Below are 15,370 nucleotides of genomic sequence, written 5' to 3' on the forward strand. Positions count from 1 at the left end.
TGATTCAACAGCTGCTAATGAGACCATTGATTCAACAGCTGCTAATGAGACCATTGATTCAACAGCTGCTAATGAGACCATTGATTCAACAGCTGCTAATGAGACCATTGATTCAACAGCTGCTAATAACGAGAGCGGGTCACTTTCTAATGCTCCATCCTCCCATCCCGACAATGCACCCTTAGCCTCACCAACAAATACAGAGACTTTACAACCAAATCAAACACAAAATCAAACTTCGCCCACCTCGTTCCTTGACCCAATTATAGATCCATTCAAACAATTGTTCGGCATCAGATAACCCTTTTTTGTAAAGTTGTCAAATCATGTCTGAAATTAAGGACGAAATCACATATGATGATTTCAGTAAAATAGATCTCAAAGTTGGCAAAGTACTGAATGCGGAGCAATTGGAAGGTTATAAAAAAATATTAAAACTAGAAGTGGATATTGGTGAAAGAAAGATAGAGATAATGTCAGGTCTAGCTAAGCACTACGGACCTGGTGAGATAGTGGGAAAAAATGTTATCGTGTGTACCAATCTAGCACCTAGAAAATTTGGAGAAAAGACTTCAAATGGAATGCTTTTGGCAGCTACAAATGAAGATGGCAAACCCATTCCATTAACCGTTTTAAGCGACACAAGGGCTGGTTCCCCTATCACCTAACATTAAATTCCAAACTCATTAAATTCAATTTTAAAGTGTAGTAATCAAATTAAAAATTTCTTATTCCGGATAAATTGTTCACTGAAATATTGAATTTAAGAAATACTTGGATCATTGTTTTAGAAAGGTTATACACATTAGGAAGGAATAATTTATCATCTTTTGGTCTTGGAGATACACCCGGATTCATTGGTAGAAAAAAATACCAATATCCCAACTAAACATCTATTTCTTCCGTCGGAGAAGTTCTGGTGGGAAATAAGAAGTAGAAATAATGTAAGAATATATTTTATAGATGAAAAAGGCGAATTTTGTTCATGCATGGGCTATTATTTCAATTATAAGAGAAACGAAGGATGTTATCATTTGGAAAAGATAAAAATGTATGTCGAATTAGGCAAGTATAGAACGATTGTGTATCGAGATGAAGATTATTCAGAGTTTGCTAAAAAAATTGTAAATGAAACAATAAATGAATTAAGAAGGTCTTCAAATATATAATAGGTAAGAATTCTATCGAATATGCATGATAATGAGAATGTCTTAGTCATAGGGTCAGGTGGAAGAGAGCATGCACTTGGTTGGAAGATTTCTCAAAATGAACACATCCAAAAAATATTTTATGCAAACGGAAATGGTGGCACGAATAATAATTTGCCTATTTTACCTACCGAATTTGAAAAATTGATAGATTTTGCTAAGGACAACAACTGCTTTACAGTTGTAGGCCCTGAATTACCCCTGTCACTTGGTATTGTGGATATTTTTGAGTCGAATTCATTAAAGATTTTTGGCCCTACAAAACTCGCCTCAGAAATAGAAACAAGTAAAGAGTTTTCAAAAAACTTTATGACTAAATTTGCTATTCCAACTAGTGAGTACAAAGTTTTTACCGATGCATCCAAAGCCGAAGAATTCATAGAGAAAATAGATTTTAATGTAGTTGTTAAAGCAGATGGATTGGCTGCAGGAAAAGGAGTTTTTGTTACAAACAGCAAGTCTGAAGCTATAAACACAATTGATCTATTACTAAAAAAGAAGATTTTTGGAAAAGCATGTGAAAAAATAATCGTCGAAAAAAGAATCGTTGGTAATGAGGCATCTATTATTGCCATCTGTGATGGAAACTCATTCAAATTGCTTGATCCATGTCGTGACTATAAACGAGCGTTTGATAATGATTTGGGCCCAAATACTGGAGGCATGGGTAGTCATTCACCTGTATCTGATATTACTGAAAATGAAATTGAATTCATTGTAGATAAAGTATTTAACCCGGCCATCAAAGGTATGAACTCTGAAGGAAGACCATTTAAAGGTTTTCTATACGCCGGACTCATGATTGAGAAACATACTGGTAAACCATATGTACTAGAATTTAATGCACGGATGGGAGATCCTGAGTGCCAGCCTTTAATGATGCGAATGGAGTCTGACTTGTTGCAATATTTAGAAGCAGGTGTAAACCAAAGCTTGGACGATGTTAAACCTATTGAATGGAAGAAAAAATTCTCTACTTGTGTTATTATGACGTCAAAGGGTTATCCAGATAAGTATGAAACGGGTTATGCCATCAAAGGAATTACAAACCTTTTCGATCCCGATCTAATGATATTTCATTCTGGCACAAAAAGGACAAATGACGATGAATTAGTCACTTCTGGTGGAAGAGTATTAGGTATTACATCTTTGGGTGAGAGCCTGGATGACTCTATAAATAAAGCTTATCAAACGGTCAATAATATTAGTTGGGGCGACTGCCAACAGCAATTTAGAAAAGACATTGGAAAGAATGTGACTTAACCTTATTTAAATAGCCAATTTAGAATTCTAAAACTCTTTTTTCAGTATACAGAGCGTTTAATTTGACATCGTAGTTCTCAGACTCTATACAATTATCGAGCAATTGGAAGTCATAAGCCAGGCCGATAATATTAATATCGGATCTTTGTTTAGAATGAAAAAACTTATCGTAGTAGCCTTTTCCATATCCCACTCTGTATCCCCTAGGATCAAATGCAATTCCAGGTACTATGACAACATCTAACTTATCGTCTAATGCTACATCAGAAATCTGGGGTTCTTTAATATTGTATGCACCTACCTTCAGGCTTTGTGAGGAAAAATATTTATGGAAAGTGAGATTTTTCCTCGTCACTATAGGTAATGCTATGGTTTTCGAATCACTCATCCCTTTGGTGATAATCCTGAAGCTTTGGACTTCGTTTAAAATAGGATAATAAACACCAATTATATCGGATTGACGGTATATATCTGAATTTAGAAACTTTTTCTGAATTTCCCAACTTAAAAGAAAAGTAGTATATGAAGGTTTTAGTTTTCTTAGTCTCAGATATTCTTTTCGGATTATTTCCTTGCTTAAACACATGTTTCAATTTATTTTGTTATAACATTGCTGCTTTGACAGTATTCTCAAGCAGCATGCATATTGTCATAGGACCAACCCCTCCAGGAACAGGGGTAATGTAATCTACTTTCTCCTTAACAGTTTCAAAATCTACATCACCACAGAGCTTTCCATTTACTCTATTTGTCCCAACATCTATTATTGTTGCTCCAGGTTTTACCATATTGGCGGTTAATAAAAAAGATTCTCTCTTACCTACTGCAGATATCACAATATCGGATTGAGTACTAAAACTATGCAAATTCTTTGTATGAGTATGAGCCACAGTTACCGTGGCGTCTTTCTCAAGTAACAAAGAAACCAAAGGCTTGCCAACTAAATTGCTCCTGTTAATAATCAATACATTAGATCCATCCAAAGGAATATTATAATATCTTAATAGTTCCATTATACCAAGAGGCGTACATGGTACAAGGCTAGCTTGGTTGTTCAACAGTAATCCGGAGTTGATGATTGTCAAACCATCTACATCCTTTTGTGGATCTATGGTATTGATAATTTTGCGTCTATCGAGATGATTAGGTATAGGTAGTTGCAATAAGATCCCATGAACAGAGCTGTCTGAATTCAACCTTCTTATTAGATCTGTCAATTCTAATTGCGAGACAGACTCATCCAACCGGTAATCAAGTGTTTTTATTCCTATTGATTTAGCTGTTTTTTGTTTGTTATTTACATACACCATAGATGGGGCATCATTTCCCACCAAAATAGTTGCAAGGCATGGAATCCTCCCAGTTTGCCTCATACCTGCGATTTGAATTGATAATCGCTCTTTAACCTTTTGTGATACAAGTAAACCATCCATTATTTTAGCAGCCAATACTTAATACCTTGTAGATAAATGTAATTTTAGTTTTCTTAGTACTCTATTTTGATTCCAGGTTTTCAAAAGAGAATTATCAATAATTGAAAAAAATTAAATTAGATATAGGGCTATTTTACCTTCACTTTTAATTTTGGTGAAATTGATTGCGAGTTTAGTTTAGAGATTGCCACTTCAGCAGCTTTTTTTCCAGAGAGTAACATCGATCCAAATGTGGGACCCATTCGTGGCAAGCCATAAGTTTCGGTCACCGACATACCAGCAGCAATAAGCCCAGGATAAACTTCGCCCGTTTGGTGTACTACACCATCTTCTCCACCTTCAACCCACATTGGATTCATACCTCTCCATTCTACCAAACCTCTCTGCATCAATCTTTTCACGGCTACGGAATCGTGCCCCGTTGCATCAATAACGATCTTACTTTCAAATGCAACTGGGTCTACACATGTAATATTTCGAGGTAAAGCCGATACAGGCATCCAATTTACAACTACCCCACTTACTTTTTTGTTCTTCAGCACAAGATCATCAAATTTTGTAAGTTGTAGGAATCTAACTCCTGCATCGCAGGTGGCAGAAATCAATTTTGAACATGCATCAGGTCCCCAAGCGGCAAAAAGGTTTTCATTTACTTTTTTATAAGGAACACCTAATTCATCCCAAACTTTCTGGGCTGGTGCCCTTACTGTTACAGGGTTCATCATGTAACCTCCAACCCAGTATCCTCCCCCCAAATAATTATTCTGTTCAATGATCAATGTTTTAATCCCCTTTTTTGCTATTTCCCTTCCAGCAGATAGGCCAGCTGGTCCAGCACCTAAAATTATAACTTCAGAATCACTGTATTCTTGAATAGTTTCAAAAAACATAGAAGCTATTGAACGAGTAATTTCTTTTTCACTTACATCAGCAAATATTTTTTTTTCCATAAGTAAATTTCTTACTCGCAATATTAATAGATTCTTGACAGTCTAAATAACACATGGATCAGTAGATTCACTAAACCATAATAAGAAATTCCCAGCTAAAAAATTTGAATAACAATTAGTGGACCTTTTTCCTTATCATCGTTAATACCTAAAATCAGCACGTATGTCATTCGGTTAAAGAATATTCGAAAAAAATTTCTATGAAATTAAGTTCTTTACTTTTTTCCAAATAACTTGTAATAAATTTAAAAGCCTATATTTCCTCTTTCCTCTTTCTGATTGAAATTAAGAAAATTGCGAGTATCAAGGCGATCGAGCCAATTATTATGATAGAAATGATCGAAAAGTAATCAGATAATGTTTCTGACAGCAAATCCCAGGAATTTCCAAGCAGATAACCAGCAAACACTAGTATAACGGACCAAATTAGAGATCCCAAGAATGTAAACAAAGTGAATTTCGCTAATGGCATTTTTGCAATTCCTGCTGGCACACTTATTAATTCACGAACGCCAGGAGCCATCCTACCTAATAAGACTGCATAGATACCATATTTATCAAACCATCTTTCAGCAGATTGAATTTTTCGTTCACTTACAAATATATATTTTCCAATTTTGATTATTGCAAGTCTACCTAACTTGAGAGAAATAAAGTAAATTATGACGGCTCCAACGGTTGCGCCTAAAGCCCCACATATAGCCATAAAAAAAGTTTCCAAGTATGTAAAATTCGATTTAAACCCAACAAACCCAGCAAGTGGGAAAATCACTTCACTAGGTATGGGAGGAAACATCGTCTCTGCAAAAGATGCTAAAAATAACCCTAAATAACCATGAGTAGAAACGAGAGAGGTAATGATGTCTATTATATCCAAGTACTTCAGATATGGTTATTCTATTAATTTAATTAATTTTTGGAATTTTGTATTTGCAATTATGTAAGATTAATAAGGTATGTAACGTGATATTAAATATTGAGCTCAAAAAGATGTGCATTATGCATGGAAACCCTGTCTGATAAAACTAGCGTAAGCATTTGTTCAGAGTGTATGAAATGTGTCGATTGCTGTGTGGGTTTAGAAAAACTCTAAATAGTGTCACGATAATGCGACTATTTTTAAGGTATCTGTCAAAGTGATTATTCCAACCACGTTACCTTTTTCACTAACCAACACACATTTTGCAAACCGTACTAAAGAAACTAAAGCCTTCGCAGGCGTGGATTCATCTACAAGCGGTGGTGGAGGCTCCATAACGGTTCCAACATTTACTGTATGAATATCCTTATCGTTATTTTCTATCATGATTTTGGCTAAATCATCTTCGGTTAAAATACCCACAAGTTTACCCCCGCTAAAGACTGGCATCTGACTAATATTGTTATCACGCATCTTGATAATAGCAGCACTCAATGATTCTTCACTTTGTATTATTATGAGATTCTTATTACAAATATCTCCCGCCTTTATTGATGCATTCGTTTCCATCGAAAGGAGAATTTCAAATATTCGCTTGGCAGTGTCATAACTAGGCTTGCATCGTCCTGATTCTATTTGATTGACCATAGATGTACTAATACCACACAAGATAGCGAGTTTTTTTTGTGTAACCCCTAACTTCAGACGGGCTTGTTTGATATAGTCAAGGCGTGGTAGCATTATTATTGTTAAAGTCCTAACAGTTAATAATTTTAAGTGTTATATGAAATTCCGAAAAAAGTTATCAATATTTTTTAGAAATCCATGCGACGGCCGGGATTTGAACCCGGGTTACCAGATTGGCAATCTGATGTCCTAGACCAAACTGGACGACCGTCGCCTTTCTGACATTTATTTTATATTGGTTATATTAATTATTTGGTGCATTTTTTGACCCAATCTCTTCCCCCCCTAGTCAACATATTATACAAAAGGAACCAGATAAACAAAGGTTAACAAAGCCTTTTCAACTGCAAAAAATGGGAACTAGATAAAACATGCCTTTAGCAGAATATATTATATTTCAATCTCGTGGGTCGGCTCGAGTACTTTTTCAGTTCCGGTAGGCTTCTTCATTACATTGTATTCTTCAAAGAGGGCATCTAATGTAACTTTCTTGACAAAAAACTCCTTTTCGATAAATTCTGTATCATGATTGTCATTATATTCTCTGATAAGGACTTTGAAAACACCTTTTTTTATTTCCCGAACCAAAAAGTCAGCGTTTTCACCCTCATAGTTGAAATAAGTGACATACTCAGAAATAGGTACTTCCAATTTCCTCCATGTAAGATCAAAAATAAACCAATATTAGTGTATCAAATAATAAATGGCAACACATATAACCTGCAAAATAAATTTTATATCTTCCCCATTTCTAATTTCGATTAAATCTTATATACTCATATTACCCTCTTAATTTATGCAAAAGAAGCATGCTGAAAAGCCTCCAATGGTGCTTATTTCAGGATCCTGCTTAAATTTTGATAAAGAAAGAAATACTATTCTTGATTTAGTTGGAGAATTGGAATGGGGATGCCATTACCAATCGAATTTTGAATGCTCATCGGTAGGGAAAACCATGGGTTGGGATTTCTTCCATATGTATTTTGAAATGGATTTTATTAGGACGTTAGCACAGGTCCATCCAAAAATCAATAAAGAGGAAGGAAATATATTGGAACAACAATTTTTACTTTGGCTAGAAAAGAGGCTAAAGAAAATGAATAAAGAGTATCACTTAAAACTCGTAGAAACTCCATATGAAGAATCAAAAGGATTTAGAATTGATCCAGAATTTTACAGGACAGAAGAAAATCTGTGGGACCTAAGATAAAAACCAAAGAAAAACATTATTCAATTTCAGAAAATATCCGACTATACTTTGAACATCATCATAATATCTCATGAGTCAGATGTAGACGGAGTTTTTTCTGCTGCAATTGCGTTACAAAGGTACCCTCAAGGAAGAGTTTTCTTTACTTCTTATGGAAAGGAGAATTTTAATAGAGTTTTTGATCTTGTATATGGAGAAGTCCTTAAGTCGACGAGCAAAGGAGTGGTAATTTTTACAGACCTTGGATTAAGTGAAGAGTTAGTCGAAATTACATCTGAGCTTTTTAGTTTCTTGCACTCCAACTCTTGGGAGGTTTTGTGGATTGATCATCATCCTTGGCCTTTGAAATCAATTGAATTGTTCAATTCAGAAAAGGAAACGAGCAGACTAGTTTTAGACAGTTCAGGGAAAAAATGTGCTGCAGAACTGACCTACGATTATATGCTTCCTAATAACAACAAAGCAAAACTGCTTGCCTCAATCGCCCATACATCAGATTTTCTTTTAAATGATCAAATCTATCCCCCTCTCCCCGAATTAATTATCTACTACAAAAATATTCCAAACTTTTATTCCAAACTCACAGAACTTGCAATAAAAGTATCTAATGGCGTTCTTTGGGATTTAACAATGCAACAAGAATATTTGCAATACTGCAAATATAGAGACGAATCGAAAAGTGAATCAATAAAGAAAATGCAGGTTGTGGAATTAAGTAATGGCATGAAAATGGCAGTTATTCCATCAAGTCCTTATATCCAAGCTAGTTTATTTTCAGAGGAGATATTTCGAGAATCAAGTATTGATGCTATTTTTTTCTTAAGTGATGAAGGTAAAGTTAGTATACGAAGAAACAATCCCAATATCAAATGCAACAAGATCGCTTCAAACTTGCTTGAGGGGGGAGGTCACGAGTACGCAGCGGGAGGACACATAAAGTCCGAGCCTTCGAAGATGCACATGGTTATCATGGAATTAAAGAACGCACTAGAGAAATCTTTAACAAAAAAATGACAACATTTACAATTAAAATTAATTAAAAATACTAAGTAAAATCAAAAAAAAATTATTGGGTCAAAGATACCTCGATGTATACATCTTCAGGTATTTTTAAACGCATCAGTTGCCTTATTGAACGGTCATCAGCCCCCAAATCAATTACACGTCTATGAACTCTCAATTCGTATTTGTCCCAAGTATTGGTGCCCTGACCACATGGTGATTTTCTAGTCACTACCCTCATTTTCTTTGTAGGCAATGGATGTGGTCCTTTTAATCGAATACCATTTTTTTCTCCTATATCCTTTATTTCAGTGCACACGTTTTCAAGAGTAAGCAAATTGGTGCTAGTAAGTTTTATCCGAGCTTCCTGAGGCATCTAAATTCACTTATTTCTTGTTGGGATCGTATTTTTCAGTAATGCTCTTTACAATACCGGCAGCAATCGTTGTTCCCATATCACGTAAAGCAAATCTACCAATTTCAGGGAACTCTTTGAAAGTTTCAATTGCCAATGGTCTTACAGGCCTTATTTTGACAATAGCAGCATCACCAGTTTTCAAAAATTTGGGCTTCTCCTCCACGATACCACCGGTTTTTGGATCGATTTTTGCTACAAAATCAGATATAGTAGCCGCAACTTGAGCAGTGTGAGCATGAAGAACGGGTGTATAACCTGGTGCCATGGCAGTAGGGTGATGAATGACAATTATTTGAGCCTCGAATTCCTTCGCCACACTTGGAGGACTATCAATATTTCCAATGATATCACCTCTATGAATTGCCTTCTTATCCACCCCTCTCAAGTTAAACCCAATGTTATCACCTGCTTCTGCGTAATCCATTTGGGTATGATGGGTTTCTATAGATTTTATCTCACCAGGAACACCAGAGGGCATAACTATTACTTTTTCGTTCGTTTTCATCTTTCCAGTCTCAACTCTTCCAACTGGCACAGTTCCCACTCCTGTGATAGTATAGACATCCTGTACTGGAATTCTTAAGGGCTTGTTGATTGGTTTTTCTGGAGGTGTAAAGGAGTCCAGTGCTTCTGCTAGAGTAGGTCCCTTGTACCAGGGCATATTTTCAGACTTCTTAACTAAATTGTCACCCTTCCAAGCAGAAACAGGAATAAAACTGACCTTGGAAGTGTTATATCCGACCATTTTTAACATTTTTTCAACAATTTCTTTAACCTCGTTGTACCTTCCCTCACCATATCCAACATCATCCATTTTATTTAGAGCAACAACAATCTGTCCAACTCCTAGTGTTCGTGAAAGGAAAGCATGCTCCCTAGCCTGTCCACCTGGTTCTGTTGCAGCTTCTGTTTCGCCTGGTTTTACAGATACCACAAGAATTGAAGCATCAGCTTCTGATGCTCCAGTGATCATATTTTTGATAAAGTCTCTGTGACCAGGGGCATCAATTAGAGTATAAAAGAATTTCGGGGTTTCAAATTTCTGAAATGCAAGATCGATAGTAATACCTCTCTCTCTTTCATCTTTTATGCTATCTAAAACCCAAGCATACTTGAAGGTATCACCCTTTCCTGTAGCTTCCGATTCCTTAGCAAAAGAATCAATAGTTCTCTGATCTATTACACCTAAATCGACCATCAAATGTCCAACGGTCGTTGATTTACCATTATCGACATGTCCAGTAACCACCAAATTCATATGTGGTTTTTTACTTGCGCTCATAAAAGATAAAAATCATGCAGGGGTTTATTTGTATTTCGCTATCTTTTTTTTAATAACGTTTTGCCCACCAATGGAGAGTCCATGGAATATGAAATAAATAAACAAATTTCAAAGGTATTGATGACACCTATTTGCAAGTATTCTCTATGTCTCATTTATAAGCTTTATTCAGAATTGAACGGCTCATTTTAAGCATTAATAAACTATTCGCATATTTTTGAAGAAAATATCACACTCTGTTATAGATATCATCGATTCTCACGATATCACTTTCTTCAAATTGACCCAAGGAAATTTCAAGAATGATTGAAGGTTTATCCAAGTTAATGGCTCTATGTTTACAACCTTTTGGAAGGTAAATCGTATCATTTTCACTTAATGTAGTCCTATTATCATCAACCTCTACTGTCACACTTCCTTTTACTACCTTCCACCATTCTTCTCTCTTATGATGATATTGTAAGCTAAGCTGGGCGGCAGGTTTTAAATGTAATAACTTTACTGTACATCTTTGATTTTCAATAAATTTTTCAAATCTTCCCCACGGCCTTTCTTCCTCATAAACATCGATCACAATAATATCATCGTAAAGATAATCTCCATATTATTTAAAATTAGAGTAATGGAGTTATTGGAAAGATCATTACAACAAAAAATAATTAGGAAACAATTAAAATGAATTGTGGGTGGACACTGGTTAACTTTAAACATATTCATAAGAAATCATTTAAAATTTATATGATGACAGCAAGAGGAACTATCGAATTGAAAGTAAGTATTCATTTAACGTCTCAAGACACTGATTGAATAAATTGCTACTCCTACCATACATATAATTTGAAAATTCTTCAAAAGTAAAAACCCGCTGATGCTGTATTCCTATAGGGACATATCCTCCAAATGTTATAACTTGAATTACTACAAAATTCTCATTAACTATAGCAAGTTCTTGCTCACCGTAGTCATTCACTTCGTCAAGTAAAGAGGTGTACAGTATTACAGGTCTGCCCGTTTTTGCTACGTTTACTGAAAGCATTGTTAGTTTGTCTTTGAAATTCTCTATGATACAATTTTCAAAGGACAACTGTTTACCTTCCTGCAGACCTTGTACTTTTTTCAAGCAATCTAAAATCTTGAAAACAATTTATCTATATTGAAGATCATTACAATTGACTTATTGACCAATGTTTATTAATCATCATTTCCACTGCTTATCTTCTATATCGATAATTATTGGATATGAACCTTATTTAGTCATATACTATCTAATGTATTTCTAAATAATACTCCTATTTCTTTGTTAATTACATACAAGATAGATGGTAGATATTTAAGATTTACGTATTGTATTGGACTCTAACTATTTGTCTTAAAATCAAGTATCTAGGATGTTATGGAAACAGTTTCTCAACAATTTTAACCCACTTGGCAGCTCAAAATTATAATTCAAGGAGATAGACAAGTATTGAAAGTAATTTTTCCCTTACAAATTACGGAAATACGATTCGTTGTTTAATCGTAATCTCCTGATTCCAATTTCCTTTTCTTATTTTAGATAAATAACATTTTGTATCTGTGAATTGAGAGGCATAATTGATATATGGTTAGTGAACATATATCAGGATTTTCTTACCATCGAGATCTATCTCTTTGCTGTTGAAATTTCTTAGTTTATGGATATCAGAAAATTCAATAGAGTTGACCCTAACAAGGCCTTTTAGTTCAGATTCATAGATTTTAATCTTTGTTGATTCTTCCTCGCTAAAATTGGAAATATATGCAGCCTTCAGTATTTCAGTAGGTAAATAACCTAATTCCTTTCTGAGTTGCTGAATGTTTCTCGCAAGGTCCTTGACCAATCCTTTCGTAATAAGGTCATTATTTCTTAAAGAATTTAAAAAGATCACGTAGTTATCTTTTTCTATAGATGAAAATGAGTTTGTAGCCTCATATTCAGCAATTATATCATCTATGGTTAATTTAAATAACTTATTTTCAGCATATTCAAATTCATAATACCCATCTATAACAATTTTTTCTAATAATTTTACCTTGTCAATATTTTCAAAATTTGTTACTAGATTACCGATATCACTTTTTACTTGCCTGGCGACAGTCTTTTTATTTATCGAAATCACTGGGGTTATAGGGGCCTTACATTTGATCATATCAAGTATTTTGGTAACCTCATTTGTAAAATCTATCTTAAATATTGAGAGTTTTTCAACGTTTATTTGATCTTTAAGCAAATTATCTAATCCATTGATGTTCAAAAAATTAGTATCCTCGCAATAAATTTGGACTGACTCTAATGGCCACCTTCTTTTGAGTTTTAATTTGTTTCTGAGTGCAAAAGACAATGATGAAATATTCTTGATTTTGTCAAATCCATTCTCAATTTCTTTATTATAGACAGAAGTTAATAATTTGGGATCGGTTTTTTTTTCCATCAAAATTGAATCAAACCTTTTGAAGCAAGTTTGGTACAAGTATTCGGTAGTAAAAGGACAAATTGGATGTATAATTAAATCAATTGTTAACAAACAAGAAGCTAGGACCTTGTAAATGGTAAACCTTCGGGCCCGGTTGTCCAAATCATCACTCCATAGATCATAGCGGATCATCGGCACATAAGTCTGGCTCAATGAGTTTATTACAAAGTCTTCAATTGCGTGTGCAGCCTCGTGAAACCTACAATCTTGGAACAATTTTTCTGACCGGATAATCAGATCAGATAGCTTGGTAAGAATCCAAACATCTTGGCTTTTCAACAGTTCGCCAGAAAATTTTATTTCTCCAAAATTATTTAGTTTAAAGAAGTCAAACTGATCATACTGAGAATTCTGATTATAATAAACATGTAGAAAGTACAATGTACTAAGTACCTGGTGAGGACGGGCATTCATTTCTTTCAAATCAAAGTTAAGTGGTTCAATTGGTGAAGATTTCCACATTAAATAGAATCTTACCAGATCTACGGGGTTTAATGAGAGTAAAGAATATGCATCAATTACATTGCCCAAACTTTTGCTCATTTTATTTCCTTTTTCATCCAACACATGACCTGTAAAGAGGAAGGACTTGTAAGGAGATTCGGCCCGTGATTTCAATATAACATTCAACATGAGCAATGTATAAGCCCAACCTCTGGTTTGATCGATACCTTCTGTTAGGAATACAGCAGGAATCAAATTTTTGAATTCATCGTCATCAAGAGAGGAATATGGCGCACTTCCACTATTATGCCATGTGTCCAAAACAAAGGGTTCTCGATTCATAACTTCACCGCATTTATTGCAATGAATTTCAATCCTATCGATCCATGGTCTATGCAATTCGAAAGCCGCACCATCTGGCAACTTAGATGCCCTTTTAATAATTTCCTCCCTTGAAAACAAACCCTCCTTAAATGAACATTTATTGCATTTCCAAATCGGTAACGGGGTCCCCCAGACGCGCTCTCTTGATATACACCAAGGAACTTTTTCTTTTATAATTTCGATGAACCTGTTTTTTGGGGGTTCGTAATAGTATTCAACTGCCGATGCCGCTTCATACGGTTTATTGCCCAATTTATCTATCATATAAAAATACTCTTTTTTTGCCATCCAAATTATTTTATGATGTGATCTCCAGCAAGTCGGATATTTGTGAATAATCTTACCTATCTTTACAACCGAGGCCTTGGCAATCATATCATTTATTATATCTGTTTCTGCATCTCTTACAAATTTACCCTGATATTTGCCCGCATCCTTGGTAAAGTAAACCTTGTCATCTATGGGAACAAAAATGGGCAATCCCCTTTTAGTAGCTATTTCAAAATCTTCCTCACCATTGGCTGGTGATAAATGGACTAACCCACTTCCAGTGGTCAAGTCAACAAAATCTTCTGCCACTACAAAATGAACGTTCCTATCACGTGCCAAGGTACTAAGGACAGGAATATTATCCAACAAAGGATGAATATAGCGTAGACCTTCAAGCTCTTTGCCTTTTGTAGTTTTTAACACTTCAAAGTTTTCAATTCTCAACTCTTTCATTAGACCATCAAGTCTGCTTTCTGACACTATCCATTTCTCAACTTTGTTACTGTGATTAACTCTGATTGTAAGATATTGAGCTTTTGGATTTACCCCTACAAGTTCATCCGTAATTAAGGTAAATGGCATAGTTGTCCAGACAATCAAAAATTCATCAGAGTTTTCTAATTTTACTTTGTAATAAAACGATGGATCTTCAACCTGCTCATAACTTTGATTAATTTCAGCATTACTAAGCGAAGTTTGACAGGAGGGACAATATGCAATAACTCGAAACCACTCCTTGAGTATCCCATCTTGATAAGCTTTCTTTACATATGACCACTCTCTTTCGATGTAAGAATCCCTATAAGTCCAGTATGCCTTTTCGTAATCAAATGACATACCAATTAATGAATCTACTTCTCTCCATTTTTTGTTGTACTCGGAAATAATTTTTTTACAAGTTTCCACAATTTTTTCAATCCCAACTTTTTCAAGATTTTCACTCTTATTCCCTTTAAGCCCCAAGACTTTTTCTGCCTGCAGTTCAACCGGTAGACCTTGTGTATCCCATCCTGCGCGAAATATCAAATTCACCCCGTTCAAGAAAGACTCTCTATACCAAAAATCTTTAATAATTCTCCCCCTAATATGACCCAAATGAGGTTCTCCGTTCATCGTTGGTGGTCCTTCAATGAATCCTATTTCATTCTTAGAAAAATTACTCTTATCTGAGAAGTTTTTGAGACTATTCTTTACCTGAGTATCATTATGATACACCCTGATTTGATTCTCAATCTCTTTCAAGTCAAACTTGTTCCCCAGATTCATCATACATTTGAATCCATCTGCTTGACCTCTCTTATATTTTTGGAAATGCATTGAAAAGCATACAGTGGATATTGTGCAAATTAACTCGATATTGATGCTTTGAGAATACACGACTTTTTACTAAGAATCATCAGTAGAGAAT

The 15,370-nt window shown here is 34.9% G+C and carries 17 protein-coding genes and 1 tRNA gene; 6 read left to right on the plus strand and 12 right to left on the minus strand.

Annotated features, from left to right (window positions below; genetic code table 11):
- From F1Z66_RS15890 to purD, 4 genes are all read left to right on the plus strand, one after another.
- The coding region (locus tag F1Z66_RS15890) for a hypothetical protein (protein WP_230207536.1) at positions 1–301 on the plus strand (301 nt) is incomplete at its 5' end.
- Between the two features lie 25 nt (positions 302–326).
- Positions 327–668: a methionine--tRNA ligase gene (locus F1Z66_RS11815; RefSeq protein WP_149863833.1), complete on the plus strand. Its 342-nt coding sequence runs from the start codon at positions 327–329 to the stop codon at positions 666–668.
- A gap of 189 nt (positions 669–857) precedes the next feature.
- Positions 858–1,169 carry a hypothetical protein gene (locus F1Z66_RS11820; RefSeq protein ID WP_149863834.1) on the plus strand — a complete coding sequence of 104 codons (312 nt, stop codon included), beginning with the start codon at positions 858–860 and terminating at the stop codon, positions 1,167–1,169.
- Between the two features lie 21 nt (positions 1,170–1,190).
- Entirely contained in the window at positions 1,191–2,471 is a 1,281-nt protein-coding gene (gene purD, locus F1Z66_RS11825) for a phosphoribosylamine--glycine ligase (protein WP_149863835.1), read from the plus strand.
- A 19-nt stretch (positions 2,472–2,490) separates the two neighbouring features.
- On the opposite strand, the gene F1Z66_RS11830 is transcribed toward purD, so the two are convergent.
- The 7 genes from F1Z66_RS11830 to F1Z66_RS11860 all read right to left on the minus strand — a co-directional run bounded on the left by F1Z66_RS11830 (position 2,491) and on the right by F1Z66_RS11860 (position 7,111).
- On the minus strand, positions 2,491–3,057 hold the full coding sequence (locus F1Z66_RS11830) for a 5-formyltetrahydrofolate cyclo-ligase (RefSeq protein WP_149863836.1): 567 nt from the start codon (positions 3,055–3,057) through the stop codon (positions 2,491–2,493).
- 16 nt (positions 3,058–3,073) lie between these two features.
- Entirely contained in the window at positions 3,074–3,919 is an 846-nt protein-coding gene (locus tag F1Z66_RS11835) for a bifunctional 5,10-methylenetetrahydrofolate dehydrogenase/5,10-methenyltetrahydrofolate cyclohydrolase (RefSeq protein ID WP_201448624.1), read from the minus strand.
- A 113-nt stretch (positions 3,920–4,032) separates the two neighbouring features.
- Positions 4,033–4,854, minus strand: a complete 822-nt coding sequence (locus F1Z66_RS11840; RefSeq protein ID WP_149863837.1) for a sulfide-dependent adenosine diphosphate thiazole synthase — start codon at positions 4,852–4,854, stop codon at positions 4,033–4,035.
- A 253-nt stretch (positions 4,855–5,107) separates the two neighbouring features.
- Positions 5,108–5,731 (minus strand): DedA family protein, encoded by a 624-nt coding sequence (locus tag F1Z66_RS11845; RefSeq protein WP_230207537.1) that lies wholly within the window; start codon positions 5,729–5,731, stop codon positions 5,108–5,110.
- A gap of 222 nt (positions 5,732–5,953) precedes the next feature.
- Positions 5,954–6,514, minus strand: coding sequence for a CBS domain-containing protein (locus F1Z66_RS11850; protein ID WP_149863838.1), 561 nt, complete (start codon positions 6,512–6,514; stop codon positions 5,954–5,956).
- Positions 6,515–6,599: 85 nt separating this feature from the next.
- Positions 6,600–6,674 (minus strand) — tRNA-Gly (locus tag F1Z66_RS11855).
- 176 nt (positions 6,675–6,850) lie between these two features.
- The gene (locus tag F1Z66_RS11860; protein WP_149863839.1) at positions 6,851–7,111 is read right to left on the minus strand and encodes a hypothetical protein; all 261 of its coding nucleotides are present in this window, start codon (positions 7,109–7,111) and stop codon (positions 6,851–6,853) included.
- A gap of 145 nt (positions 7,112–7,256) precedes the next feature.
- Here F1Z66_RS11860 and F1Z66_RS11865 point away from each other — a divergent pair, with 145 nt between their 5' ends.
- Together F1Z66_RS11865 and F1Z66_RS11870 are read left to right on the plus strand one after the other, a co-directional pair.
- Positions 7,257–7,670, plus strand: coding sequence for a hypothetical protein (locus F1Z66_RS11865; RefSeq protein ID WP_149863840.1), 414 nt, complete (start codon positions 7,257–7,259; stop codon positions 7,668–7,670).
- A gap of 48 nt (positions 7,671–7,718) precedes the next feature.
- Positions 7,719–8,684, plus strand: coding sequence for a DHH family phosphoesterase (locus tag F1Z66_RS11870; protein ID WP_149863841.1), 966 nt, complete (start codon positions 7,719–7,721; stop codon positions 8,682–8,684).
- Positions 8,685–8,736: 52 nt separating this feature from the next.
- Here F1Z66_RS11870 and rpsJ read toward each other — a convergent pair whose 3' ends face one another.
- The 5 genes from rpsJ to ileS all read right to left on the minus strand — a co-directional run bounded on the left by rpsJ (position 8,737) and on the right by ileS (position 15,231).
- On the minus strand, positions 8,737–9,048 hold the full coding sequence (gene rpsJ / locus F1Z66_RS11875) for a 30S ribosomal protein S10 (RefSeq protein ID WP_148686504.1): 312 nt from the start codon (positions 9,046–9,048) through the stop codon (positions 8,737–8,739).
- A gap of 10 nt (positions 9,049–9,058) precedes the next feature.
- The gene (tuf, locus tag F1Z66_RS11880; RefSeq protein WP_149863842.1) at positions 9,059–10,372 is read right to left on the minus strand and encodes a translation elongation factor EF-1 subunit alpha; all 1,314 of its coding nucleotides are present in this window, start codon (positions 10,370–10,372) and stop codon (positions 9,059–9,061) included.
- Between the two features lie 229 nt (positions 10,373–10,601).
- Positions 10,602–10,946, minus strand: coding sequence for a phosphomannose isomerase type II C-terminal cupin domain (locus F1Z66_RS11885; protein WP_230207538.1), 345 nt, complete (start codon positions 10,944–10,946; stop codon positions 10,602–10,604).
- Between the two features lie 183 nt (positions 10,947–11,129).
- Positions 11,130–11,492 (minus strand): hypothetical protein, encoded by a 363-nt coding sequence (locus F1Z66_RS11890; protein ID WP_149863843.1) that lies wholly within the window; start codon positions 11,490–11,492, stop codon positions 11,130–11,132.
- Between the two features lie 484 nt (positions 11,493–11,976).
- On the minus strand, positions 11,977–15,231 hold the full coding sequence (ileS, locus tag F1Z66_RS11895) for an isoleucine--tRNA ligase (RefSeq protein ID WP_201448623.1): 3,255 nt from the start codon (positions 15,229–15,231) through the stop codon (positions 11,977–11,979).
- Between the last annotated feature and the right edge of the window lie 139 nt (positions 15,232–15,370).

Origin of the sequence: Candidatus Nitrosocosmicus agrestis (assembly GCF_008389435.1) — an archaeon.
Classification (GTDB): domain Archaea; phylum Thermoproteota; class Nitrososphaeria; order Nitrososphaerales; family Nitrososphaeraceae; genus Nitrosocosmicus; species Nitrosocosmicus agrestis.

Excerpts from the sequence above, each read along its gene's own strand:
- F1Z66_RS11815 (WP_149863833.1), top strand. The coding sequence starts at position 327 with ATGTCTGAAATTAAGGACGAAATCACATATGATGATTTCAGTAAAATA.
- purD (WP_149863835.1), top strand. The coding sequence starts at position 1,191 with ATGCATGATAATGAGAATGTCTTAGTCATAGGGTCAGGTGGAAGAGAG.
- F1Z66_RS11830 (WP_149863836.1), bottom strand. The coding sequence starts at position 3,057 with ATGTGTTTAAGCAAGGAAATAATCCGAAAAGAATATCTGAGACTAAGA.
- F1Z66_RS11840 (WP_149863837.1), bottom strand. The coding sequence starts at position 4,854 with ATGGAAAAAAAAATATTTGCTGATGTAAGTGAAAAAGAAATTACTCGT.
- F1Z66_RS11850 (WP_149863838.1), bottom strand. The coding sequence starts at position 6,514 with ATGCTACCACGCCTTGACTATATCAAACAAGCCCGTCTGAAGTTAGGG.
- F1Z66_RS11865 (WP_149863840.1), top strand. The coding sequence starts at position 7,257 with ATGCAAAAGAAGCATGCTGAAAAGCCTCCAATGGTGCTTATTTCAGGA.
- rpsJ (WP_148686504.1), bottom strand. The coding sequence starts at position 9,048 with ATGCCTCAGGAAGCTCGGATAAAACTTACTAGCACCAATTTGCTTACT.
- tuf (WP_149863842.1), bottom strand. The coding sequence starts at position 10,372 with ATGAGCGCAAGTAAAAAACCACATATGAATTTGGTGGTTACTGGACAT.
- ileS (WP_201448623.1), bottom strand. The coding sequence starts at position 15,231 with ATGATGAATCTGGGGAACAAGTTTGACTTGAAAGAGATTGAGAATCAA.